Origin of the sequence: Serratia montpellierensis (assembly GCF_020858655.1) — a bacterium.
Taxonomy (GTDB): Bacteria; Pseudomonadota; Gammaproteobacteria; order Enterobacterales; family Enterobacteriaceae; genus Serratia; species Serratia montpellierensis.
In genome coordinates this window covers 14,940-37,378 of sequence record NZ_VOSN01000021.1, presented here as the reverse complement: position 1 = coordinate 37,378, position 22,439 = coordinate 14,940, and the positions used below count along the sequence as shown (strand labels likewise).

Genomic DNA, 22,439 nt, shown 5'->3' with positions numbered 1-22,439 from the left:
GCTGATACCGCCGAGTTTGTCAAAGTGAGGGCGGTATCCGCCTTATCGGGTGAGGCACGTCGGCCGCACGGCGCCAATGAGTGTAGTCAAAGAGTGGGTCTGCAGCGGGGTTTGGCGAAGTGGGAACGTTTCTATTTGCCGACATCGATCCGGTTCGCCCACCGCGAAGGGATCCTGTGATGCGGCTATGAGCAGTGAGCAAGCTATCCATTAGCTACGTTGCTTATTCTCGGCCGTTTGTGCTGACAGTATATGCCCGCTGCCGGCCATCAAGGGTATCCTTTAGGGCTGGCAGCGGGTTTTTTATTGTTTTTAAAGTGGGTCCCTGGTGTTGGTGCGATTGATGTATCAACATCAATAAGCACAGATTACGCGCGATCTAGATCCAATGAAAGTCCATTAGGCAAAAATTGTGATGCCACTCTGAAAACATTAGCGATATTTTAGTTAAGGTGAGGGGCTTATCGTCAGATCGGCGATAGGATAAAAAACGAAATCCAGACAAATGGCATAGGTAAGAGGGCGGGCGAATGACGGATTTTATGGCCTGGCTGCGTGGCCATCTGGCGCAGGGGGCGGTAGCGCCGCGTTATATTCAGCTGGCGACGGCGATAGAAACCGCAATCAGGCAGCAGGTGTTGGCGGCCGAGGCGTTTTTGCCGCCGGAACGACAGATGGCGGAAGGCTTGGCGCTGTCGCGCGTCACCGTCAGCAAGGCGATGAAGCTGCTGGAGGAGAAGGGGCTGATTTCGCGGCAGCAGGGCGTTGGCACCCGCGTGGCGATGCGCATCGGCTATTCCCTCGATAAGGACAGCGGTTTCACCGCTCAGGCGCTGCGCCACGGCAGCAGCGTCAGTAACCGATGGTTGCTGCGCACCCGGGTCGGCGCGCCGGCCAAGGCCGCGGCGGCGCTGGGGTTGGCGGAAGGAGATGAAGTGATCAAACTGCGGCGTTTGCGCTTGCTGAACGGCAGCCCGGTCTCGCTGGAAACCACCTATATTCCGCCGCGCTTCCTGCCCGAACCGGCGCAGCTGGAGCATTCGCTGTATGCGCTCTGGCAATCGCGCGGCATCGTGCCTGAAGATAAACACTTTCTGCTGAAGGCGGTGTCCTGCAGCGACGAAGTCGCCGAATTGCTCAACGTACCGTGCGGCGCGCCGTTGTTGCACATCACCCAGACCAGCCGCAATGCCCAGGGCGAGGCGCTGGAGTTCAGCGATATCTTGTGCCGCAGCGACGTTTATGAATTCGAGGTGAATGGTTAGCGAAATAACCATGCTCTTTTTGTCACTAGTGCGTATAATCGCCGCCCGGCGATTAATTAACCTGTAAAAAGAGCAGCAGAATGAGCACCACCAGCCTGATCCAACCCGATCGTGAACTGTTTTCCTATAAGCCTTATTGGGCGGAATGTTATGGCACCGCGCCGTTTTTACCGATGTCGCGGGCAGAGATGGATCAACTGGGCTGGGACAGCTGCGACGTGATCATCATCAGCGGCGACGCCTATGTCGATCACCCGAGCTTCGGCATGGCGATCATCGGCCGCATGCTGGAAGCGCAGGGCTTCCGCGTCGGCATCATCGCGCAGCCGGACTGGAGCAACAAAGAAGACTTCATGCGGTTGGGGAAACCGAACCTGTTCTTCGGCATCACCGCCGGCAACATGGACTCGATGATCAACCGCTATACCGCCGATCGCAAACTGCGCCACGACGATGCTTACACCGCCGGCAACGTCGGCGGCAAACGCCCGGATCGCGCCACCCTGGTCTACAGCCAGCGCTGCAAAGAAGCCTACAAAGACGTGCCGATCGTGCTGGGCGGCATCGAAGCCAGCCTGCGCCGCATTGCCCACTACGATTACTGGTCGGATACCGTGCGCCGCTCGGTGCTGGTGGATTCCAAAGCAGACATGCTGATCTACGGCAACGGCGAACGCCCGCTGGTGGAAGTGGCGCATCGCCTGGCCGCCGGTGAGAAGATCGGCGACATCCACGATATTCGCAATACCGCGGTGATGCGCAAAGAAGCGCTGCCGGGCTGGAGCGGTGTGGATTCCACCCGCCTCGACAAGCCGGGCCGTATTGAAGCTATCCCGAACCCGTACGGCGACGATCTGCCGTGCGCCGACGGCGCCAAGCCGAAAGAGCCGGAGGCCAAGCCTGTCACCGTGCGCGCCGCCAAGCCGAAGCCGTGGGAGAAGACCTACGTGCTGCTGCCGTCCTTCGAGAAAGTGAAGGGCGACAAGGTGCTGTATGCGCACACCTCGCGCATTCTGCACCATGAAACCAACCCGGGCTGCGCCCGCGCGCTGATGCAGAAACACGGTGATCGTTACGTATGGATCAACCCGCCGGCGATCCCGCTGACCACGCCGGAGATGGACAGTGTCTTCGCGCTGCCTTATCAGCGCGTGCCGCATCCGTCCTACGGCCAGGATCGCATTCCGGCCTATGACATGATCCGTTTCTCGGTGAACATCATGCGCGGTTGCTACGGCGGCTGCTCGTTCTGTTCGATCACCGAGCACGAAGGGCGCATCATCCAGAGCCGTTCGGAAGATTCGATCGTTCGCGAAATTGAAGAGATCCGCGACAAGGTGCCGGGCTTTACCGGCGTGATCTCCGATCTGGGCGGCCCGACCGCCAACATGTATATGCTGCGCTGCACCAACCCGCGCGCTGAGCAGACCTGCCGCCGCGCCTCGTGCGTGTATCCGGAGATCTGCACCTACATGGACACCAACCACGAGCCGACCATCAAGCTGTATCGCCGCGCGCGTTCGCTGGAGGGCATCAAGAAGATCCTGATCGCTTCCGGGGTTCGTTACGATCTGGCGGTGGAAGATCCGCGCTATATCAAGGAGCTGGCGACCCACCACGTCGGCGGCTACCTGAAGATCGCGCCGGAACACACCGAAGAAGGCCCGCTGTCGAAGATGATGAAACCGGGCATGGGCAGCTACGATCGCTTCAAACAGCTGTTTGATCACTATTCAAAGCAGGCGGGCAAAGAGCAGTACCTGATCCCGTACTTCATCTCGTCGCACCCGGGCACCCGCGATGAAGACATGGTGAACCTGGCGCTGTGGCTGAAGAAGAACCGTTTCCGCCTCGATCAGGTGCAGAACTTCTATCCTTCGCCGATGGCCAACTCCACCACCATGTATTACAGCGGCAAAAACCCGCTGAGCAAGGTGGGGTACAAGAGCGAAGACGTGGTGGTGCCGCGTGGCGATCGCCAGCGTCGCCTGCATAAGGCGCTATTGCGTTACCACGATCCGGCCAACTGGGCGCTGATCCGCACCGCGCTGGAAGAGATGGGGCTGAAGCACCTGATCGGCAGCCGCCGCGAGTGTCTGGTGCCGGCGCCGAGCATCGACGAGCAGCGCGAAGCGAAACGCCTGCAGCGCCATACCCGGCCGGCGCTGACCAAGCATACCGATATTAATCGGCAGCGCACGCCGTCCAACCGGCCGCCGCGCAAACCGATTCGCAAAGCCAAGCCGTAACGACCACGTCGCGTGCGCAAACAAAAAGGAGAACCCCCGGGTTCTCCTTTTTACTTTTACTCATCACAGCCGATCGTAGGCGGCTTCCACTTTCATCAAATGGCGCGGCGCCTGTGGAGCGGGATGGTATTTGCGCACGTGCCAGTTAAAGGCTTCCGGCGACAGGTTATTGATCATCGCGATGGCCTGCTGACGGTTGCTGGAGAAGGTGCGCAGCAGCGCGCCGGTGCCGTTGACGTAGGCGATGATGGTGGCGTAGCGCAGCGTGACGGGATTGGTGATTCCTTTAAGCTGCTGTTTTTGCAAGGTGGCCAGGTAGGCGGCACCGAGATCGATATTGGTGTCGGGATCCCGCAGGTCGTCATCGTCCGGGCAGCCGCGTTTGCCTTTGTAGCGGTAGGCATCGCAGCCGGCGGTATCGGCTTTCAGCTGCATCAGGCCGATAGCGTTGGACCTGCTCACCGCAGCGGGGTTGAAGCCGGACTCCACCTGGATCATGGCGGTGATCAGCTTGGCGTCCACGCCGTATTCGCTGGCGGCGTCTTTAATGGCGCTATCGAAAGCGTGGCGATCGTAGCTGACGCGCTGTTTCTTGCCGGCGCAACCCGCCAGCACCAGCATGACGCAAAGCATGCCCAGCCGTAACCCGTGTGAGAAAGAGAATTTCATGGTGCTCCGTGCTTGTCTGTTTTTTAACGGCGTTAACCGGCGGGCGAGACCTCCGGCGTCGTCATCATAACGTCAGGCGGCGCAAGGGAGCAACGTGCAGAAAGGAAAAGCCCCCTCCGGCGGGAGAGGGCTTGGGGAGGGGTTACAGGGTATCCGGATCCGGCCCGAGGCGGTTGCCGATGTCCAGCTTGGCGATCTCGCCCAGTTCGTCCTTATCGAGTTTGAAATCAAACACCTCGAAGTTTTCGCGGATGCGCGACGGCGTGACGGATTTCGGGATCACGATAAGGCCGCTGTCCAGGTGCCAGCGCACCACGATCTGCGCCGGGGTTTTCTCGTACTTTTCGGCCAGCGCCTTGATCAGCGGCTGGTCGAACACCCCTTCACCGCCCTGCGCCAGCGGGCTCCAGGATTCGGTGGCGATATGGTGCGTGGCGTTCCAGGCGCGCAGCTGGCGCTGTTGCAGCAGCGGGTGCAGCTCTATCTGGTTGACGACCGGCGCCACGTTGGTTTCATCCAGCAGGCGCTGCAGGTGCGGCGTATGGAAGTTGCATACGCCGATGCTTTTCACCAGGCCTTGATCGCGCAGCTTGATCAGTTCGCGCCAGGCGGAGACGTATTGATCCTGCTGTGGGCGCGGCCAGTGGATCAGATACAGATCCACATAGTCCAGCTTGAGTTTTTCCAAACTGGTTTCCAGCGCCGCCAGCGGATCGCCCTGATCGTCGTTCCACAGCTTGGTGGTGATGAACAGGTCGCTGCGCGGTACCGCGCTGGACTGCAGCGCGGCACCGACGCCTTCCTCGTTCTTGTAGATCGCGGCGGTGTCGATGGAGCGGTAACCGATCTCCAGCGCTTTGCTCACCGCGCGGGTGGTCTCTTCAATACTCGCCTGCCAAACGCCGAGACCCAACTGCGGCATCAGATTACCATCGTGGAGTTTGATGATGGGTTGTTGCGTTGTCATGCGCATCTCCTTGTGTACGGATTGCGGCGCCTGCGGCACCGAAACGGCTATAGATAAATTCTAGTTGGCAAAATGGGCGGTTGCCGGGTTTGCCAGCCTAATTTCAGCGGTGGCGGGAGGGCGACTTTCTCCCCGCTCTCCCTGCGAATGAGCGGTAAGACGGGTGGTGCGAAACGATCGGCGGCGCCCGGCGATCGGCCGGGCGCCGGATGCGGCGAAACATGGCTGACGGAGACTAAAGCCTAGCAAAAAATCCCCGTTTTGCGATTAACGCGCCGCTTCATAAATGCGGCGGCTGACGTCCAGGGTGATGTCCTGATGCTCGCCCAGGGCGGTCATGCCGTGCTGATGCAGCTTGTCGAGCAACGCCGGAATGCTGCTGCCGTCGAGCTGATAATCCGCCATGCGGGTCGGTACGCCCATCTGTTCGAAGAAGGCGCGGGTGGCGGCGATGGCGCCGTCGATGCGGCTGTCTTCGCTGCCTTCGCGCAGGCCCCAGATGCGGTCAGCGTACTGCAGCAGTTTTTCGCGCTTCTGCGCTTTCTTCTCGTGCAGCAGCGCCGGCAGCACGATGGCCAGCGTTTGTGCGTGGTCGAGATCGTGCATGGCGGTCAGCTCGTGGCCCAGCATGTGGGTCGCCCAGTCCTGCGGCACCCCGGCGCCGATCAGGCCGTTCAGCGCCATGGTGGCGCTCCACATCACGTTGGCGCGCACCGCATAGTTTTCCGGTTCGGCCAGCGCGCGCGGGCCATCTTCCAGCAGGGTCAGCAGCAGGCCTTCGGCGAAGCGATCCTGCACCTTGGCGTCGACCGGGTAGGTCAGATACTGTTCAAGGGTATGTACGAAGGCATCGACCACGCCGTTGGCTACCTGGCGCGGCGGCAGCGAGTAGGTCACCACCGGATCCAGCACGGCGAAGCGTGGTTGCACCAGCGGCGAGAAGAAGTGCTGCTTGTCGCCGCTGCTTTTACGGGTGATCACCGCGCCGCTGTTGGATTCGGAACCGGTGGCCGGCAGCGTCAGCACGCAGCCCATCGGCACCGCGTCGGCGATGTGGCTGCCGACGGTCTGCAGGATATGCCAGGCATCGCCGTCGGCGGTGTAACGCGCGGCGGCGGCGATGAACTTGGTGCCGTCAACTACCGAACCGCCGCCGACCGCCAGCAGGAAATCGATGTTTTCCGCCTTCACCACCTCGACCGCTTTCATCAGCGTTTCGTAGGTCGGGTTCGGCTCAATGCCGGAGAACTCCCGCACGTCGCGGCCGGCCAGCGCGCTGTACACCTGATCCAGCACGCCGTTTTTCTTCACGCTGCCGCCACCGTAGGTGATCAGGATGCGTGCGTCCGCCGGGATCTGGCCGGCCACGTCGGCAATCTGGTCTTTGCCGAACAGGATTTTGGTTGGGGTATGCAGAATGAAGTTTTGCATGGTTGATTTCTCTCTTTCTGTCAGGCGGGCGCCAAAGTGGCGCAAAGGTTTCTGGCCTGTATTGTCAGTAACCTGGCGGCAACGCACAATGCACATTCCTGTCTGGTTCTTGCCTATTTCTACAAGTGTCTGTAGAAATGGAGAGTTTTAAATTATGATTTATGCCGAATCGTTCTGACTGTAAGAGGGTGTTTCCGTGATTGAAATCGATGCGCTGCGCAGCCGCATGGCGCGCCAGGCGATGGCTATCGCCACCGGCAACGGCTACACGCCGTCACCGGTGCCGCGGGTGAAGATCCTGTATGTCGATCGCCACTGCCCGCGTCAACCGGTGATGTACGAACCGGGGATCGTCATCATCTTTCAGGGGCACAAGGTCGGCTATTGTGGCAACAAGGTGTTCCAATACGATCCGCGCAACTACCTGCTGATGACGGTGCCGCTGCCGTTCGAGTGCGAAACCTTCGCCAGCCCGGAGTTGCCGCTGGTGGGGTTGGCGGTCAATATCGATACCCAAATGCTGCAGGACTTGCTGATCGACATCGGCGACGACGACTACCTGATGCAACCACGGGCGGAGAGCAATGGGGTGAACCTGGCCGAGCTGACGGAAGCGCTGCTGTGCGCCACCGAACGCCTGCTGGACGTGATGGCCAAGCCGCTCGACGCCCGGGTGCTGGGGCCGCAGATCGTGCGTGAGATCCTCTACTACGTGCTGCGCGGCAGCTGCGGCGCATCGCTGCAGGAGCTGGTCAACCGCCATACCCACTTCAGTCAGATCGCCAAGGCGCTGCGGCGCATTGAAAATCAGTATGCCGACAACCTCAACGTCGAGCAGTTGGCCGGCGAGGTCAACATGAGCGTGTCGGCGTTTCACCATAACTTCAAGGCGGTGACCAATACCTCGCCGCTGCAGTACGTGAAGTCGTACCGGCTGCATAAGGCGCGCCTGTTGATGGTGCATGACGGCCTGAAGGCCAGCACGGCGGCGATCCGCGTCGGTTACGAGAGCGCGTCGCAGTTCAGTCGTGAATTCAAGCGGCTGTTCGGCATGACGCCGAGCGATGAGATCGCCCGGCTGCGCGACGCCAACCCGCTGCTGCTGGAGGGCTGAACCGCGTTTACGGAGTCAGGACGATCTTGCCGAACGGCCCGCGATCGAGATGATCCAACGCCTGCGGCAGCTGATCGAAACGGTACACCTGGTCGATCACCGGCTGCAGGTTGACGGCGTCCACGGCGCGCACCAGATCTTCCAGCGCGCGGCGATGGCCGACGCCGATGCCCTGGATCTGCGCCGATTTCAGCAGCAGCAGGCCGGCGGGGGCGGAAATCTCGGCGCCCGCCAGCACGCCGATCACCGAGATGCGGCCGCCCACCGCCACGGCGCGCACCGAGTTGCCCAAATTTGGGCCGCCGACGGTGTCGATCACATGGTCGATGCCGCGATCCTGCGTCAGCGCATAAACCGCCTCCACCCAATCGCCGTTCAGCCGGTTGATGCCGTGACTGGCGCCCAGCGCCCGGGCACGCGCCAGCTTTTCATCGCTGCCGGAGGTCACATACACCTCGGCGCCGTGCGCTTTGGCGATCTGCAGCGCGAACAGCGCCACCCCGCCGGTGCCTTGCACCAGCACCGTCTCGCCGGCATGCAGTTTGCCTTGTTCTACCAGGGCGAACCAGGCGGTCAGCCCGGCGCACGGCAGGGTGCTGGCCTGCACGTCATCCAGCGACGCCGGCGCCGCCACCAGCCAGTCCTCATGCAAAATCACATATTCCGCCAGCACGCCCTGATAGAAGCCGCCGAGGGTGTGGTAAGGCACCTGGCGCGCATCGCCGTACGGTTTTTGCCGGCCGTCGAGCCAGCCGGGGCTGAAGGTAGAGATAACCCGGGCGCCGGGTTGGAAACGGCTGACGCCGGGGCCGATAGCGTCGACCTTGCCGGCCATGTCCGAGGCGGGGGTAAACGGCTGCGGCAGCGTCAGCCCCATGCCGCTTTCAATCATCAGTTTGTCGCGGTAGTTGAGCGCTACCGCTTTCACTTTCACTCTGATCTCGTGTGGCCCCGGCAGCGGGATTGCGTCGGCGGTCAACCGCAGGTGTTCACGCCCCAGGGCGTCCATCGTCCAGCGTTGCATAGTGTCGGTCATGATGCTCTCCAAAGTCAGCGATTAACGACCAGTCGATAATATCGTTGATGGAGGTTCGCCAGTGGCGATAAGATTTCCGCAGATTGTTTCTTTCAGGGCGACAAATCATGAGCGATCGGTTGAGCGGCATTTCGGTATTCGTCACCGCCGTGGAGGCGGGCAGTTTTGCGTTGGCGGCCAGTCGGCTGCACCTGTCGCGTTCGGCGGTGGGGAAAACCATCGCCCGGCTGGAACAGCGGCTGGGCGTGCGGCTGTTTCATCGCACCACCCGCAGCCAGAGTCTGACCGACGACGGCGCGTTATTCTATGAGCGTTGTCTGCGGGCGCTGGAGGAGATCCGCAGCGCGGAAACGTTGCTGGAGTCAGGCAAGCGGCAGGTCAGCGGCCGACTGCGGGTATCGATGCCGGTGCTGTTTGGCCGCATGTGCATTGCGCCGCTGCTGACCGAGCTGACGCGCGAGCACCCCGGCCTGGAGCTGGAGCTGTCGTTCAGCGATCGGGTGGTGGATCTGATTGAGGACGGCTTCGACATGGCAATCCGCAACGGCACGCTGGCTAACAGCGGTGGGCTGGTGGCGCGCCGCATCGGCGATCATCGCATGACGCTGTGCGCCTCGCCGGCATACCTGCAGCGGTGCGGCGAGCCGTACAGCATCGAACAGCTGGCGCAGCATGAGGCGGTGACCTATATGCGCGCCGGTGTGCGGCGCAGCTGGTTGGTATTGGATAACGACGGCAAGCCGCAGGAAGTGATGCCGACTAACCGGCTGCAAATGGACGATCTGCAGGCGATTGCGGATGCGGCGACGGCGGGGTTCGGCATTGCCTGGCTGCCGTGCTGGCTGGTGCGTGAGCAGCTGTTGAGCGGGACGTTGGTGCGTTTGCTGCGCGACCGGCCGGGCGCCGCCTTTGAAGCGCATGCGGTGTGGCCGCACGCGCCTCACCTGCCGCTGAAGGTGCGGCTGGCGGTGGATACGCTGGTAAGCAAGTTGCCTGCCAGCCTGGCGTTGGTCGAGAAAGCGCTGTAGCGCGCCGGGACTCAGGAGGAGGCGCGTTTTTTACGCCAGATCACCAACATGGCGCCCAGCAGGCCGACGAACAGCAACAGCAGCGGCAGCAGCATCAGGCCGGTCATCACCTGGCTTTCGTGGCGTTTTACCAAGGGAATTTGGCTGAAGGCATAGCCGAGGCCGACCAGCGCACAGACCCAGATCGCCGCGCTCAGCCAGTTGAATACCTGGAAGCGCGAGCTGTTGAGCCCGGAAATACCGGCCATGGTTGGCAGCAGCGTGCGCACGAAGCCGAGGAAGCGGCCGATCAGCAGCGCCGTCAGCCCGTGGCGGTTGAACAGGCTATGTGCGCGCTGGTGGTATTGCGCAGGCAACTGCAGCAGCCAGCCTTTCACCAGGCTGGTGTGGCCCAGCCAGCGGCCCTGAATATAGCTCAGCCAGCAGCCGAGGCCGGCGGCGGCGGTCAGAATCAGCAGGGTGGGGGCAAAGCCCATCACGCCTTTGGCGATCAGCGCACCCGACAGCAGCAGCAGGCTGTCGCCGGGGAGGAAGGAGGCGGGCAGCAGTCCGTTTTCCAAAAACAGGGTGGTGAAAAGCACGGCATAAACCACCCAAATCACGCTGGGATCGGCGAGGGCGATAAAGTCCTGCTGCCAAAGCGCATGAATAATCTCTCGTAATACATCCATTTTATGTCCTGTTGCATGCCGGTTGCGCCCGGGGTCACGTTCTCCAGGATGCGGCGGTTACCGTATCTGACAGTTACCCGGTTAGTGTACCGCTAATAGCTTAAGCCGACATTAAACGAGACGAAGAAAATTACCGGAATCCGCCTTAGCGCACGCCGTTGAGGCGATCGAAGCCGGCCGCCAGATCGGCGATCAGGTCTTCGACGTTCTCCAGGCCGATATGCAAACGCACCAGCGTGCCGGAAAAATCGACCCCGCCCGCCGGACGGATGGCTTCCAGCTCTTCCGGCTGATTGGCCAGGATCAGCGACTCGAAGCCGCCCCAGGAGTAGGCCATGCTGAAGTGGCTGAAGTTGTCCAGGTAAGCGGCCAGCTGTGCATCATCCAGCCGCTCTTTCAGCACAAAGGAGAACAGCCCGTTGCAGCCGCTGAAGTCGCGGCGGTAGAACTCGTGGCCCTTGCAGCTGGGCAGGGCCGGGTGATTGACCGTCGCCACCTCCGGTCGTGCCGCCAGCCAGTTGGCGACTTCGATGCTGCTGCGCTCGTGCTGTTTCAGGCGCACGCTCAGGGTTCGCAGGCCGCGGCTCGCCATGTAGGCGGTGTCGGCATCCACCATCTGCCCCATCAAATAGGAGTATTCGCGCAGCCGATCCCAACAGCGCGCGTTAGCGACGGCGGTGCCGAGCATGTAATCGGAATGGCCGATCAGGTATTTGGTGCCGGCCTGAATGGAAATGTCGATGTCGAAATCCAACGCCTTGAACAGCACGCCTGCCGCCCAGGTATTGTCGATCATGATCACCACCTCCGGCGCCACGGCGCGAATGGCCTGCACCATCGCCGGAATATCCTGCACTTCCAGGGTGATGGAGCCGGGGGATTCCAGGAACACCACGCGGGTATTGGGTTGGATCAGCGTGGCGATGTCGGCGCCGATCAGCGGATCGAAATAGGTGGTGCTGACGTTCATGCGGCCGAGGATGTGGGTGCAGAAATCCTGGGTCGGTTCGTACGCCGAACCGGTGACCAGCAGGTGATCGCCGGCGCCGACGAACGACAGGATCGCATTGGCCACCGCCGCCGCGCCGCAGGGGTACAGCACGCAGCCGGCGCCGCCCTCCAGCTCGACCATCGCATCCTGCAGGGCGAAGTGGGTCAGCGTGCCGCGTCGACCGTAAAACAGCTCACCGTGGGCGCGTTGCGCGGTGGCGTGCTTTTTGGCGGCGACGGAGTCGAAGACCAAGGAAGAGGCGCGTTGCGTGACGGGATTGACGGAGCCCTGGGTGTAGCGTTTGCCGCGGCCGGCGCCGATCAGCGTGGTTTCGATGTGTTTTGACGTCATGGTACCTGGCTCACCTCTGGTTGCTCTGCACGTGCCCGTTTGCGATAGCCCTTACGTTAGCATGAGTTAATATAGCCATCCAGACGTTTTAACTTCCAGATACAGAAACGGCTATAATTGGCTGCCGGGCGCGCCTTTCTCGCCTCATCCTTCTGCCGTGGTGCGAGAGAGAAGCCCATTCCTCGGTCAAGACGCCGTTCGGCAGCGTGGCCTTGTTGCGTCGTTGTGGGAGAAAAGTAACGAAATAACCCCATAAAAGGGGCGTTTAGCGGTGAACGGGCGCGGATTGGCGCTTTGCCGCAGGGTTGGCTAAAATTTTCTCGTTTATTTCGTAAATAATAATGAGAACTACTATCAATCCCCGGTTGGTTTGATATGATCGCACGCTGAATTATTCCTTAATTTTGATCGGTAATGGGTGGAGGCACAGCGTGAAAACGGCTGGCAAGAATTTAAATCAAGGATCGTTCGGCCAGGGCCGGGCGCAGTGGGGCAAGGCCTTTGGCCGCAGCCTGATGGCTTCTATGGTGCTGGTCGTGGGGCTGGCCGGCAGCGCGCAGGCAGCGCCGGCGGCCAATCCGGCCGTTACCGAAAGCGTTGCGCCGACCACCGCGCCGGCACCTGCAGCCGCCGCGCCGGAGAGCATCACGCCGGTGAACCCGGCACCGACGATCCAGCCACCGGAAACCCGCGGCATGGACCTGTCTATTTGGGGCATGTACCAGCACGCCGACGCGGTGGTGAAAGCGGTGATGATCGGCCTGGTGCTGGCGTCTATCGTGACCTGGACCATTCTGTTCGCCAAAGGCAGCGAACTGCTGCGCGCCAAGCGCCGTCTGCGCCGCGAGCAGCTGGCGCTGGCCGAAGCGCGTTCGCTGGATGAGGCTTCCGAGCTGGCGCAAAACTTCTCCCCGGAGAGCGTCAGTGCTGTCTTGCTGAACGATGCGCAAAATGAGCTGGAGTTGTCTGCGGAATCCAATGACAACAACGGCATCAAAGAACGTACCGGTTTCCGCCTCGAGCGCCGCGTGGCGGCCTACAGCCGCAACATGGGCCGCGGCAACGGCTTCCTGGCCACCATCGGCGCCATCTCGCCGTTCGTCGGCCTGTTCGGCACCGTCTGGGGCATCATGAACAGCTTCATCGGCATCGCCCATTCGCAGACCACTAACCTGGCGGTCGTGGCGCCGGGCATCGCAGAGGCGCTGCTGGCGACCGCGATGGGCCTGGTGGCGGCAATCCCTGCGGTCGTTATCTACAACATCTTCGCCCGCGTTATCAGCGGCCATCGCGCCCAGGTAGGCGACGTGGCGGCGCAGGTCTTGCTGCTGCAGGGCCGCGATCTGGATCTGGCCGCAACGGCGGAAGCCAAGCGCTCACAGCACGCACACCAACTGCGGGCGGGGTGAGTCATGGCGATGCGCTTAAATGAAGATCTGGACGACAGCGGCGAACTGCATGAAATCAACGTGACGCCGTTTATCGACGTTATGTTGGTGCTGTTGATCATCTTTATGGTGGCCGCGCCGCTGGCAACGGTAGATATCCGCGTCGATCTGCCGGCCTCCTCCGCCAAACCGCAGCCGCGGCCGGAGAAACCGGTGTTCCTGTCGGTGAAGGCCGACAAGCAGCTCTACGTCGGCGATCAGCCGGTGAATGCCGATCAGCTGACTTCGGTGCTGGATCAACGCACTCAGGCGAACAAAGAAACCACCATCTTCTTCCAGGCAGACAAGAGCGTGGACTATGAAACGCTGATGAGCGTGATGGACACCCTGCGTAAAGCCGGCTACCTGAAAGTGGGGCTGGTGGGCATGGAAGGCGCCGCCAAGTAGCGGCAGCAAAACGATGATAAAGGGCGCTCAGGCGCCCTTTTTTATTGATTCACTCCCCGGCCAACAACGCTCGGGAACCGGCATGGCGCCAGTGGATGCGGCCCGGCAGATAAAGCGCATGCTGTTCCAGCGGCCGCTCGTCGATGAGCGCGGTCACCTGGTCGAAGCTATGCTGCGCCAGCGCCCGGCAGTCTTGCGCGACCGTATCTATCTTCAGCGTCATGCAATCGAACAGGTAGTGATCGTCGAAGCTGCACAGGTGGATGTCGCTCTCCATCAGCTGATGCTGCGTCAGATAACGCAACACCCCTTCCAGCAGGCCACAGGCGGCGGTGAACAGCGCTTTGGGCGGACGCCCCAGCTGTGCGCACAGCTGAGCGAACATCTCGTAACCCGAACTGGGGTGGTAGCTGCCGTTGATGATCCATTCCGGTTTGCACGTTACGCCGGCGTGCTCCAGGCCAAGCTGGAAGCCGGCCAGCCGATCGCGGGTCGGCGAAATGCGCGGCTGCCCGCCGAGAAAATAGATCTCATCCGGATGTTGGCGCGCGACCTTTTCCACCAGGTTGGCGGTCGCATTAACCGAGTCGGTGATCACCAGCGGCAGCTCGGAACCGGCGATCAGGCGGTCCATCTGCACCACCGGCAGCCCGACGTTGATCTTTTGATATTCCGCGTCGTTTAGCTGGCTGGAGGCGACGATCAAACCGTCGACCTGCCGCTGCACCAGACTGTTCACCGCCATCATCTCCTGCGCCGGGTTTTCATCGGTGCAGGCGATCAACAGCTGCAGACCGGCTTCGCGGCACAGCGTTTCCAGCTCGCGCGAGATCACCGCAAAGCCGTAGTTGGTCATTTCCGGCACCACCAGCCCCAGCGTGTGGCTGCGGTTGGAGCGCAAAGAGCGGGCGTGGATGCTGGGCTGATAATGGTGTTCGTGCGCCAGCGCCAGAATGCGATCGCGGGTGTCGTCGGACACCCGGTATTCCTTGCTGCGGCCGTTCAGCACCAGGCTGGCGGTCGATTTCGACACCCCGGCCAGCGTGGCGATGTCACTGATGGTAATGCGTTTATTTTTTTTCACTGACGCCATCTGAAGTCATCGGAGGATGCGTCATTCTAGCATGCATGGCGTCAGCGGCCAGTATTCCAACGCCAGCGCTGTGCTCCCGTTCAGCCGCAGTTGCGGTTCACCTGCCGGGAAGTAGCGCGCGCTCATCACCGCCTCGCCTTGGTTGATGAAGATCTCCACGCTGGAGCGATCGAACAGCAGCTGCAGATGCGTGACCGGGCCGCGCCAGTAACGGTGCTCCGGCCGGCCGTCGGCCAGAGAGGCACGCGTCAGCTGCAGCCGCTCGCCGTCCCAGTTCAGCGTCATCGCGTCGCCAAAGGCGGCGCTGAACGCGCCCTGCGGCGTCAGCTGCAGCTCCGCGGCGCCCAGCGCATAGGCGGGGGCGTCATCGGCGCGGCCTCGCCAGTCTTCTCGCTCGCCGCGCAGCTGTTGCAACTCGCGCGCCGGGCGCTGGTGGAGGCGGCCATGCCGCAGCGACAGCTCGCGTGGGCAGGTCATGGTGTGGATCCAGCCATAACGGCGCGTCGGATGGGCTTCTTCATCTTGCTCGGGCACGCCCATCCAGGCGAACAGCAGGCGGCGGCCATCTTCCGTCAGCGTCGTCTGGGGCGCGTAGAACTCGAAGCCCGCGTCCAGCTCGTGAAATTCGCCGTGGCTGAAGGCCGCCTGCCGATAATCCAGCTCGCCGAGCAGATAGCCGGCCTGATAACGGTTGAGATAGCGTTCCGGCTGCGGCGCCAGCCCCTGCGGGCAGCAGATCAACACGTCGTCGCCGTCCAGCGAGAACAAATCCGGGCACTCCCACATGTAGCCGAGTTCGTCCAGGTCGTTCAGGCCGGAACCGGCGATCTCTCCCAGCGCTTGCCAGTCGCGCAGATCGCTGGAACGCAGCAGCAGCACCTTGCCGCGATCCTGCAAGTCACGCGCGCCGAGCACCATGTACCAGGCATCCTGATGACGCCACACTTTTGGGTCGCGTACGTGGCCGCTGTAGCTCTCTGGCAGCGGCAGCACCGGCCCGAGTTTGCGGTATTCGCCCCGATCGCTTTCCTGAGCCAGGCATTGGAAAGCCGTGCGTGAGCCGTCGGGATATTTCACGTTGCCGGTGTAGATCAGCGTGATTTTGCCTTCCGCTACCACCGCCGAGCCGGAGTAACAGCCGTGGCTGTCATAACAGGCGCCCGGTGCCAGGGCGAGCGGCTGATGTTCCCAACGCACTAAATCGATCGACTGCCAGTGTCCCCAGCACTTGTTGCGATGATCGCAGCCCAGCGGATTCCACTGATAGAACAGGTGGTAAACGCCGTTGTGCTGGATAAAACCGTTGGGATCGTTCAGCAAGCCAACGCTGGGCGCCAGATGCCAGGCCGGGCGGTGGGGATCGCGCAGCGCGAGTGGCTGGCCGTTCATGATCGCCCGCAGTGCCTGTTTGATTAAGCTGAGTTCTTCCATCATTGCGCGTCCGTGTTGTATTTCAGCAGCAGGGAGAGCACGAAGGCGCTGCCAAAAGCGATTGCCAGGCCGATGATATAGCTGACCAGCGAACTGGCCTGCACGATCGCCATGCCGGGGATCGCCGTCAGCCCGACCGCGTTCATGCCGACATGGTTGGCCACTACCCAGGCGCCGCCGAGCGCGCCGCCCGCTAGCGCCGCCAGGAAAGGCTTCACGAAGCGCAGGTTGATGCCGAACAGCGCCGCCTCGGTGATGCCGAGCATGGCGGAAAAGGCCGAAGGCACCGCGATGGCTTTGATTTTGGCGTCGCGGGTTTTGAAATACACCGCCAGGCAGGCACCGCCCTGAGCGATGTTGGCCATCGACCAGATCGGCAGCAGGAAGTTGACGCCGATATTGGGGTTGCCGAGTAACCCGGCCTCTACCGCATGGAAACTGTGGTGAATGCCGGTGATGACGATAGCGGAATAGAGGCCGCCGAACAGCAGCCCGGCGAACCACCCCGCATGGGCAATCAGCGTGCTGAGCACGAAGGAGATGCCGTCGCCCAGCGCCCGGCCGGCGGGGCCGATAAACAGCAGGGCGACAAAGCCTGAGATGACCACCGTCAGGAACGGCGTCAGGATCAGATCGAGCGCGTTGGGGATCACCTTGCGCAGCCGCTTTTCCAGCACGCTCATGAACCACACCGTCAGCAGCACCGGGAACACGGTGCCCTGATAGCCGATCATGGCGATGTCCAGACCGAAGAAGTTCATGGTGTGGAACCCTCCGGCGACGCCCCAGGCGTTGGTCAGCGCCGGATGCGTCAGAATGCCGCCTAGCGTGGCCCCCAGGTAGGGGTTGCCGCCGAATTCGCGTGCGGCGGTGAAGCCGATCAGAATCGGCAGGATAATGAACGCCGCCGAGCTGAACATATCCAGCATGATGAACAGCGCGCTGTTGGCATCGGCCCAGCCATAGGTTTTCACCATGCCGAGCAGCCCCATCAACAGGCCGGAAGCGACGATCGCCGGGATGATCGGCACGAAGATGTTCGACAGCAGGCGGGCGATGCGCTGCAGCGGGTTGAGCTTTTTCGCCGCAATATCGGCGGCTTCGGCCTTGCTGGATTCGCTGACGCCCGCCGCCTTGATGAATTCCGCATGCACCTTGTTGACCAGCCCGGTGCCGAAGATCACCTGGATCTGACCGGCGTTGCTGAAGCAGCCTTTGACGCCGTCCAGTTTGCCGATGGCCTCTTTATCCACTTTGCTGTCGTCCACCAGTACCAGGCGCAGGCGCGTGGCGCAGTGGGCGGCGCTGGCGATATTCTCTTTACCGCCGAGCAGCGGCAACAGCGCGTTGGCGGTTGCGGTAATGTCCATGTTGTCCCCTTGCTAAATAAAAATGCCGCTGCGCAGTTTGCGGCGCAGCGACGTGAATCGATGTCAGAAGAAATACTTGAATCTGGCGCGCATGCCGTAACGTTGGTCGTTGTCGCCGTTGGCTATCTTGTTGTCGGCGTTGGCTTCCAGCAGCGAGACATAGGCCCCCAAATACAAATTGAAATTCTTCATATTCATAATGTTAGGTATCTGATACGACGCATGAACGGTGTGGATGTCGTAGTTGCCCGGTTCGCTGAGCGGGTTGTGGATATCGGCGGCGATCCCGGCGGTATTGAACTCTTTGATATTGTTATGGGCATAGATATAACCCAGTTCGAAGCGCCGCCACAGCACGTTCACGCCGGCGGTGAAGTCTTGCTCGCCTGACGCATCCAGATAGGCGGTGCTCAGGTTGGCCACCACGCCGTTGTCCGGATCGGCGGCGCTGTTGTTCCAGCTCATCGTCATGCCGTAGCCGTTGCGCTTGGACTGATCGACGAAGCGGCCCTGGCTGTCCTGATAACCGTAGGCGTTATTCACCACGTTGCTTTCCATTGCCGCCGCGATGCTGAAGGCGTCTTTTTTCCAGGCGATCACCGGGCGCAAATAGGCGACGTTTTTCTTATTGTCCAGGGCGTTGCCGTGGTAGCTGTTGTCTTGGAACAGCGAAGTGCCGTCCTCCACCAGCGTGTTCAGCTCGAAATAGACATCACCGGCGTATTTGCTCAACATCAGGTTGCCGCCGCTGCTGCTGCGGCCGCGGCCTTCTTTCATCATGTAGATATAGCCGAAGCCGTCGGCGTACAGATCGTTGGCGGTATTGCCGGAGTATTGAATGAAGGTGTCCTGGTTCAACGGGAACATGTCGTAGGCTTCAAAGCGGCCGATTTTGGCTTGCCAGTTCTTTTCATTGCCGAAGAAGAAGGCGGCGTCATCCAGATTCATTTTGCCGGTCATGTCCGCCAGCGGTTGCACGCTGAAGCCGGAGAAGTTGCCGTCCTGATTGCGGCGGTAGCCGTCCAGCCCGACCAGAATGCGGCCGTTGATATCCCAACGTTCTTTGTTGCCGGGCTTCCAGTCCTTGTGGTCGCTGCCTTTCAGCGACGTCAGTTGGCCGCTGCGGCTGGCGCCGTCCAGGTTGAACTCCACGTCGCCGTACAGCTTCAGCTCATTGAATCCGCTCAATTTCAGCGCGCTGGCCGGGGCAATCGGCGTGGCGGCATGCTGCGCAATCTGCGCGGTTTGCCGTTCGGTGTTGGCGGTGCGTTGTTCCAGCTGTTGCGCCCGGCGTTCCGCCGCCGTCGCGCGGGTTTCAGCCTGTGCGGCGCGCCGTTCCGCCAGCGCCAGACGTTGCTCCAGGGCGTTGAGGCGCGCCTCGATGCCGCCGCTGCCCGATGCCGCTGCGCTGGAAGCGGAGAGGAAAATCCCTGTTGTTATCGCCAAATAGCTGCGTTTTTTCATCATCGTCTATCATCCGGGTAAGGGTTGTTATTATTGTTTGCTAAATTGCTAAACCGGTTTTTCATGGCGAAAGATAACGAGAGGGAGGCGAGCTGGCAACTCAGTTAGCTAACCCGATTCAGCTATTGTGATCGAGCGCGCAAATCGTGGGCAAAAGACCACGGCGAACCTGAGGATCGCCGTGAATGCAGAGGATCAACGGAGGAAAGCCGCCAGCTCGTCGGCGTGGGGCAGGGCGGTCATGGCCCCTTTGGCGGTGGTGGCCAGCGCGCCGCAGGCCTGCGCCTGGGCGATAACCGCAGGCCACTGCGCTTCCTGCGGTAATTCGTGAAGGCGTGCCAGCGCCGCTAACAGCCCGGCGACGAAGGCGTCGCCGGCGCCGGTGGTATCGATCGGAACGACAGGCGCTGCGCGGAAATGACGCAGCCGTTGGCCGTCATGCACATAGACGCCGTCGCCGCCCAGCGTCACCAGCAGCAGGCGCAGCGGATAGGTTTGCATCATCCAGCGAATGGCGTTCTCCAGATCGTCAAGATGGCTGATGAAAGCCAGCTCTTCGCGCGACAGTTTCACCACGTCCGCCAGCATCAGCGCCTTTTGCAGGCAGGGTCGCAGCGCTTCCGGCTGGCGCCAGACCTCTTCACGGATGTTGGGATCGAAACTGACCCGGCCACCGGCCGCCCGGATGCGTTCCATCGCGGCAAAGGCCGCGCTGCGGCTGGGCTCCTGCGAGAGCGCGATGGAGCAGAGGTGCAGCCATTCCCCCCGTTGGAAATCCGGCAGATCGTCAGGCTGCAAAAACAGATCGGCGCTGGGCTGCACCATAAACGTGAATGAGCGCTCACCCTGCAGATCGAGATCCACCACGACCGTGGAGGTGTGGTGTTCGGGGTCTGGCCGCATATGGCCGATATCCACCCCTTCATCGCTCAGCACCTGCTGCAGAAAGGCGCCGAAGCCGTCTTGCCCCACTCGCCCGATAAAAGCGCTGTCGCCACCGAGCCGGGCGATACCCACCGCTACGTTAGCCGGCGCGCCGCCGGGGCATTTGAGATAACCGTTGGCATTTTCCGGCACCAGGTCGATCACGGCGTCGCCCAGTACCCATACGCGATTCATCATGCTTAATCCCTGTTTTTGTCCTTGTCAGATGGGGTGCTAAAATAGAAGAACCGGTTTAGCAAGGCAATGAAATAATGCTCCAAGTTGCTTGGTCAGTGAGGAAGATCAAAAACAGGATGGGCAAGATGCGGGAAAACCGCCCGCGATTCGGTCGGGCGGTTTGATGAGCGAAGCGCCTGTGGTGAGCGCTGGCGTGTCAGAAAACGATCGATCCCTGCACGAAGAAGGTGCGCGGTTCGCCGACGTACTTGCCGAAGTTATTGTCGTTGGAGCGGGTGAAGTAGCGCTGATCGAACAGGTTTTTCACCCCGGCGCCCAGCGTCAGGTTTGATAACTGCGGCCCGAAATTATATTCCCCGCGCATATTCCACACCATGTAACCGGCGATATCGCCGAACTGACCATCGGCACTTTCCTGCGTGACGTACTCCGGCCCGGTGCCCGGCGAATGCTGTTTGGACTGCGCGTAACCGTCCAGATTCCATACCCAGCTGCCGGTGGCGTAACGCGTACCGACGGTATACACCTGGCGCGAGTAGAACGGCAGGTCTTTACCGGCGAAGTCGCCCTTGTCGGTGCTGGCCTTAGTATAGGTATAGCTGGTGTAGACGCTGGCGCCGTCGAGCGCGCGGTTCAGCTCGCTGAGATCGTAGCTGAGCGCCAGCTCGATGCCTTTGTGCTTGGTGGCGCCCATGTTGGTCCAGCCCACGTCGTTGCTGATGTACTGCAGCTGGTTATCGAAGTCGATGTAGAACAGCGTGGCCTCGGCCTTGACCACGGTGTCGTCGTAGCGGGTGCCGAACTCATAGGTGTGCGCTTTTTCCGCCGTCAGCCCCGGCGCCGGCTGGTTGCCGTTGCCGCCTTTGGTCAACTGGAAATACTGCATGCTGCCGAACGAAGTGTTGGCGTTGGCGAACAGTTTCCAGGCGTCGGACAGGTGGTACATCACGTTCAATGACGGCAGCGGCTCGCTGTAGCTTTTCTCGCGGCTGATGTTGTTGAACGAATCGTCCACGTGGGTGCGAATGCTTTCATAACGCAAGCCCGGCGTGACCGTCCAGTTGCCGACGTTGATGGTGTCGTCGATATAGAACGCGTTGGCAGCGGTGCCGCCGGAGGTGTGTTGGTAATAGTCCGGGGTATCCGGCGTCGAGCCGATATTCGCCGGATTATACCAGGCGGAACGCGACGCCTTTTCGTCCATGGTTTCATTCAGATAGCGGTAACCGAGGGTGATCTCGTGCGCCATATCCCAGAAGCGAAACAGCTGCGAATAGCTTGGCTCGATCGCCCAGGTCGAATAATGGCGAGGGTAGGACACCATGCGCCGCTGGCCCGCGTTTTTGCCGGTGCCTTCCGATTCGATGTTGCTGCCGCGGTAGCTGTCGGTGAAGTAGGTCAACACTTCGAACTGCTTGTCGTCTTCCTGATGTTTGTATTTGAACGACATATCCTTGCGGCGGCCTTCGAACTGGTCCCACGGCCGCGTGGACTGGAACGGGTTCTGCGCGTACTGCGCGGTGCTCAGCCCGCCCGGCATGCCGGCTTTGGCGTCGTAGTAGTGGAAATTGGCCAGCAGTTCGTCGCGATCGGTAAACGCATAGCGCGTTTTCAGCATGAAATCGTCGATGTCGGTGTTGTCGTTGTTATCGCGGTAGCCCTGGCCGTGCAGGCCGGAGTAGAGCAGCTCGGCACCGAAGCCGTTGTCTGCGGTGCCGCCCACGGAGGCGCTGGTCAGGGTCTTCAGACCGCCGTGGCTGGCGCCCTGGGTTTGTACGCTGGCGGTGCCGCCAAACGTTTTGGGAATGTCGCGGGTAACGAAGTTGATCACGCCGCCGACGTTTTGCGGCCCGTAGCGCACCGCACCGCCGCCGCGCACCACGTCCACCGATTGCAGGTTGCCGATAGACAGCGGAGCCATCGACAGCTGCGGCTGGCCGTAAGGCGCTACCGCCAGCGGGACGCCGTCCATCAGAATGGTGGAGCGTGGAGAAAGACGCGAAGTCAGGCCGCGCACGCCGACGTTGAGCGAGATGTCGCTGCCGCCGGTGCCGTTGCTGTCGCGCACCTGCACGCCGGGCACGCCGCGCAGGCTATCGGCGATGGTCTGGTCGCCTTGTTCATGCATCTGCTGCTGGGTGACGATGGAACGCGCGCCCGGATGGTTGAGCAGCACCGAACTGGTATCAGGGTTGTCCAGCCAGTTGCCGACGACGGTCACGGTGTCGGCATCGTTTTGAGATGAGTTATCAGTAGCAAGGACAGGGAACGCGACGGCGATGGAAGCCGTCAGCAGTGAAAGCCGAAAAAGAGGTGACATAATAATGCCTTAAGAGTTTCAGACCCGGATGT

At 61.3% G+C, this 22,439-nt stretch carries 18 protein-coding genes; 6 read left to right on the top strand and 12 right to left on the bottom strand.

Going from position 1 to position 22,439, the window contains the following annotated elements; all coding sequences use genetic code 11:
* Positions 1-530: 530 nt before the first annotated feature.
* Together FUU19_RS20825 and FUU19_RS20820 are read left to right on the top strand one after the other, a co-directional pair.
* Positions 531-1,265 (top strand): GntR family transcriptional regulator, encoded by a 735-nt coding sequence (locus tag FUU19_RS20825; RefSeq protein WP_230489636.1) that lies wholly within the window; start codon positions 531-533, stop codon positions 1,263-1,265.
* Between the two features lie 80 nt (positions 1,266-1,345).
* A complete protein-coding gene (locus FUU19_RS20820; protein ID WP_141972552.1) occupies positions 1,346-3,514 on the top strand; it encodes a YgiQ family radical SAM protein in 2,169 nt (722 codons plus the stop codon).
* Positions 3,515-3,577: 63 nt separating this feature from the next.
* Here FUU19_RS20820 and FUU19_RS20815 read toward each other — a convergent pair whose 3' ends face one another.
* The 3 genes from FUU19_RS20815 to yqhD all read right to left on the bottom strand — a co-directional run bounded on the left by FUU19_RS20815 (position 3,578) and on the right by yqhD (position 6,581).
* Positions 3,578-4,183, bottom strand: coding sequence for a transglycosylase SLT domain-containing protein (locus tag FUU19_RS20815; protein WP_141972554.1), 606 nt, complete (start codon positions 4,181-4,183; stop codon positions 3,578-3,580).
* Positions 4,184-4,325: 142 nt separating this feature from the next.
* The gene (gene dkgA, locus FUU19_RS20810) at positions 4,326-5,150 is read right to left on the bottom strand and encodes a 2,5-didehydrogluconate reductase DkgA (protein ID WP_230489635.1); all 825 of its coding nucleotides are present in this window, start codon (positions 5,148-5,150) and stop codon (positions 4,326-4,328) included.
* 267 nt (positions 5,151-5,417) lie between these two features.
* Positions 5,418-6,581 carry an alcohol dehydrogenase gene (yqhD, locus tag FUU19_RS20805; protein WP_197833772.1) on the bottom strand — a complete coding sequence of 388 codons (1,164 nt, stop codon included), beginning with the start codon at positions 6,579-6,581 and terminating at the stop codon, positions 5,418-5,420.
* Between the two features lie 226 nt (positions 6,582-6,807).
* On the opposite strand from yqhD, the gene FUU19_RS20800 reads away from it, so the two are divergent.
* Positions 6,808-7,695, top strand: coding sequence for an AraC family transcriptional regulator (locus tag FUU19_RS20800; protein WP_237731088.1), 888 nt, complete (start codon positions 6,808-6,810; stop codon positions 7,693-7,695).
* Positions 7,696-7,702: 7 nt separating this feature from the next.
* Here FUU19_RS20800 and FUU19_RS20795 read toward each other — a convergent pair whose 3' ends face one another.
* Positions 7,703-8,731, bottom strand: coding sequence for a zinc-dependent alcohol dehydrogenase family protein (locus tag FUU19_RS20795; protein WP_141972563.1), 1,029 nt, complete (start codon positions 8,729-8,731; stop codon positions 7,703-7,705).
* A 107-nt stretch (positions 8,732-8,838) separates the two neighbouring features.
* Here FUU19_RS20795 and FUU19_RS20790 point away from each other — a divergent pair, with 107 nt between their 5' ends.
* Positions 8,839-9,759: a LysR family transcriptional regulator gene (locus FUU19_RS20790; protein ID WP_141972565.1), complete on the top strand. Its 921-nt coding sequence runs from the start codon at positions 8,839-8,841 to the stop codon at positions 9,757-9,759.
* Positions 9,760-9,770: 11 nt separating this feature from the next.
* Here the strand turns inward: FUU19_RS20790 and FUU19_RS20785 are convergent, their stop codons facing one another.
* Positions 9,771-10,430 (bottom strand): DedA family protein, encoded by a 660-nt coding sequence (locus FUU19_RS20785; RefSeq protein WP_141972567.1) that lies wholly within the window; start codon positions 10,428-10,430, stop codon positions 9,771-9,773.
* A gap of 145 nt (positions 10,431-10,575) precedes the next feature.
* Positions 10,576-11,772: a cystathionine beta-lyase gene (gene metC, locus FUU19_RS20780; RefSeq protein ID WP_141972569.1), complete on the bottom strand. Its 1,197-nt coding sequence runs from the start codon at positions 11,770-11,772 to the stop codon at positions 10,576-10,578.
* Positions 11,773-12,203: 431 nt separating this feature from the next.
* Here metC and exbB point away from each other — a divergent pair, with 431 nt between their 5' ends.
* On the top strand, positions 12,204-13,181 hold the full coding sequence (gene exbB / locus FUU19_RS20775) for a tol-pal system-associated acyl-CoA thioesterase (RefSeq protein ID WP_072269874.1): 978 nt from the start codon (positions 12,204-12,206) through the stop codon (positions 13,179-13,181).
* Positions 13,182-13,184: 3 nt separating this feature from the next.
* On the top strand, positions 13,185-13,607 hold the full coding sequence (exbD, locus tag FUU19_RS20770; RefSeq protein WP_004937307.1) for a TonB system transport protein ExbD: 423 nt from the start codon (positions 13,185-13,187) through the stop codon (positions 13,605-13,607).
* Positions 13,608-13,656: 49 nt separating this feature from the next.
* On the opposite strand, the gene FUU19_RS20765 is transcribed toward exbD, so the two are convergent.
* The 6 genes from FUU19_RS20765 to FUU19_RS20740 all read right to left on the bottom strand — a co-directional run bounded on the left by FUU19_RS20765 (position 13,657) and on the right by FUU19_RS20740 (position 22,407).
* Complete coding sequence (locus tag FUU19_RS20765) at positions 13,657-14,700, bottom strand: LacI family DNA-binding transcriptional regulator (protein ID WP_230489634.1); 1,044 nt, start codon at positions 14,698-14,700, stop codon at positions 13,657-13,659.
* Between the two features lie 21 nt (positions 14,701-14,721).
* Entirely contained in the window at positions 14,722-16,131 is a 1,410-nt protein-coding gene (locus FUU19_RS20760) for a sucrose-6-phosphate hydrolase (RefSeq protein ID WP_230489704.1), read from the bottom strand.
* A complete protein-coding gene (locus FUU19_RS20755; RefSeq protein WP_049198446.1) occupies positions 16,131-17,501 on the bottom strand; it encodes a sucrose-specific PTS transporter subunit IIBC in 1,371 nt (456 codons plus the stop codon). Before FUU19_RS20755 ends, FUU19_RS20760 begins: the two co-directional genes overlap by 1 nt.
* A gap of 63 nt (positions 17,502-17,564) precedes the next feature.
* Positions 17,565-18,965, bottom strand: a complete 1,401-nt coding sequence (locus FUU19_RS20750; protein WP_202670317.1) for a carbohydrate porin — start codon at positions 18,963-18,965, stop codon at positions 17,565-17,567.
* A gap of 195 nt (positions 18,966-19,160) precedes the next feature.
* Positions 19,161-20,087: a fructokinase gene (gene cscK / locus FUU19_RS20745; protein WP_197833774.1), complete on the bottom strand. Its 927-nt coding sequence runs from the start codon at positions 20,085-20,087 to the stop codon at positions 19,161-19,163.
* Positions 20,088-20,283: 196 nt separating this feature from the next.
* Positions 20,284-22,407: a TonB-dependent receptor family protein gene (locus FUU19_RS20740; RefSeq protein WP_202670300.1), complete on the bottom strand. Its 2,124-nt coding sequence runs from the start codon at positions 22,405-22,407 to the stop codon at positions 20,284-20,286.
* Positions 22,408-22,439 lie beyond the last annotated feature (32 nt).

Excerpts from the sequence above, each read along its gene's own strand:
- metC (WP_141972569.1), bottom strand. The coding sequence starts at position 11,772 with ATGACGTCAAAACACATCGAAACCACGCTGATCGGCGCCGGCCGCGGC.
- cscK (WP_197833774.1), bottom strand. The coding sequence starts at position 20,087 with ATGATGAATCGCGTATGGGTACTGGGCGACGCCGTGATCGACCTGGTG.
- FUU19_RS20800 (WP_237731088.1), top strand. The coding sequence starts at position 6,808 with ATGGCGCGCCAGGCGATGGCTATCGCCACCGGCAACGGCTACACGCCG.
- FUU19_RS20790 (WP_141972565.1), top strand. The coding sequence starts at position 8,839 with ATGAGCGATCGGTTGAGCGGCATTTCGGTATTCGTCACCGCCGTGGAG.
- FUU19_RS20760 (WP_230489704.1), bottom strand. The coding sequence starts at position 16,131 with ATGGAAGAACTCAGCTTAATCAAACAGGCACTGCGGGCGATCATGAAC.
- FUU19_RS20755 (WP_049198446.1), bottom strand. The coding sequence starts at position 17,501 with ATGGACATTACCGCAACCGCCAACGCGCTGTTGCCGCTGCTCGGCGGT.
- FUU19_RS20820 (WP_141972552.1), top strand. The coding sequence starts at position 1,346 with ATGAGCACCACCAGCCTGATCCAACCCGATCGTGAACTGTTTTCCTAT.
- FUU19_RS20740 (WP_202670300.1), bottom strand. The coding sequence starts at position 22,407 with ATGTCACCTCTTTTTCGGCTTTCACTGCTGACGGCTTCCATCGCCGTC.
- exbD (WP_004937307.1), top strand. The coding sequence starts at position 13,185 with ATGGCGATGCGCTTAAATGAAGATCTGGACGACAGCGGCGAACTGCAT.
- yqhD (WP_197833772.1), bottom strand. The coding sequence starts at position 6,581 with ATGCAAAACTTCATTCTGCATACCCCAACCAAAATCCTGTTCGGCAAA.
- FUU19_RS20750 (WP_202670317.1), bottom strand. The coding sequence starts at position 18,965 with ATGAAAAAACGCAGCTATTTGGCGATAACAACAGGGATTTTCCTCTCC.
- FUU19_RS20825 (WP_230489636.1), top strand. The coding sequence starts at position 531 with ATGACGGATTTTATGGCCTGGCTGCGTGGCCATCTGGCGCAGGGGGCG.
- dkgA (WP_230489635.1), bottom strand. The coding sequence starts at position 5,150 with ATGACAACGCAACAACCCATCATCAAACTCCACGATGGTAATCTGATG.
- FUU19_RS20815 (WP_141972554.1), bottom strand. The coding sequence starts at position 4,183 with ATGAAATTCTCTTTCTCACACGGGTTACGGCTGGGCATGCTTTGCGTC.
- FUU19_RS20785 (WP_141972567.1), bottom strand. The coding sequence starts at position 10,430 with ATGGATGTATTACGAGAGATTATTCATGCGCTTTGGCAGCAGGACTTT.
- FUU19_RS20795 (WP_141972563.1), bottom strand. The coding sequence starts at position 8,731 with ATGACCGACACTATGCAACGCTGGACGATGGACGCCCTGGGGCGTGAA.
- FUU19_RS20765 (WP_230489634.1), bottom strand. The coding sequence starts at position 14,700 with ATGGCGTCAGTGAAAAAAAATAAACGCATTACCATCAGTGACATCGCC.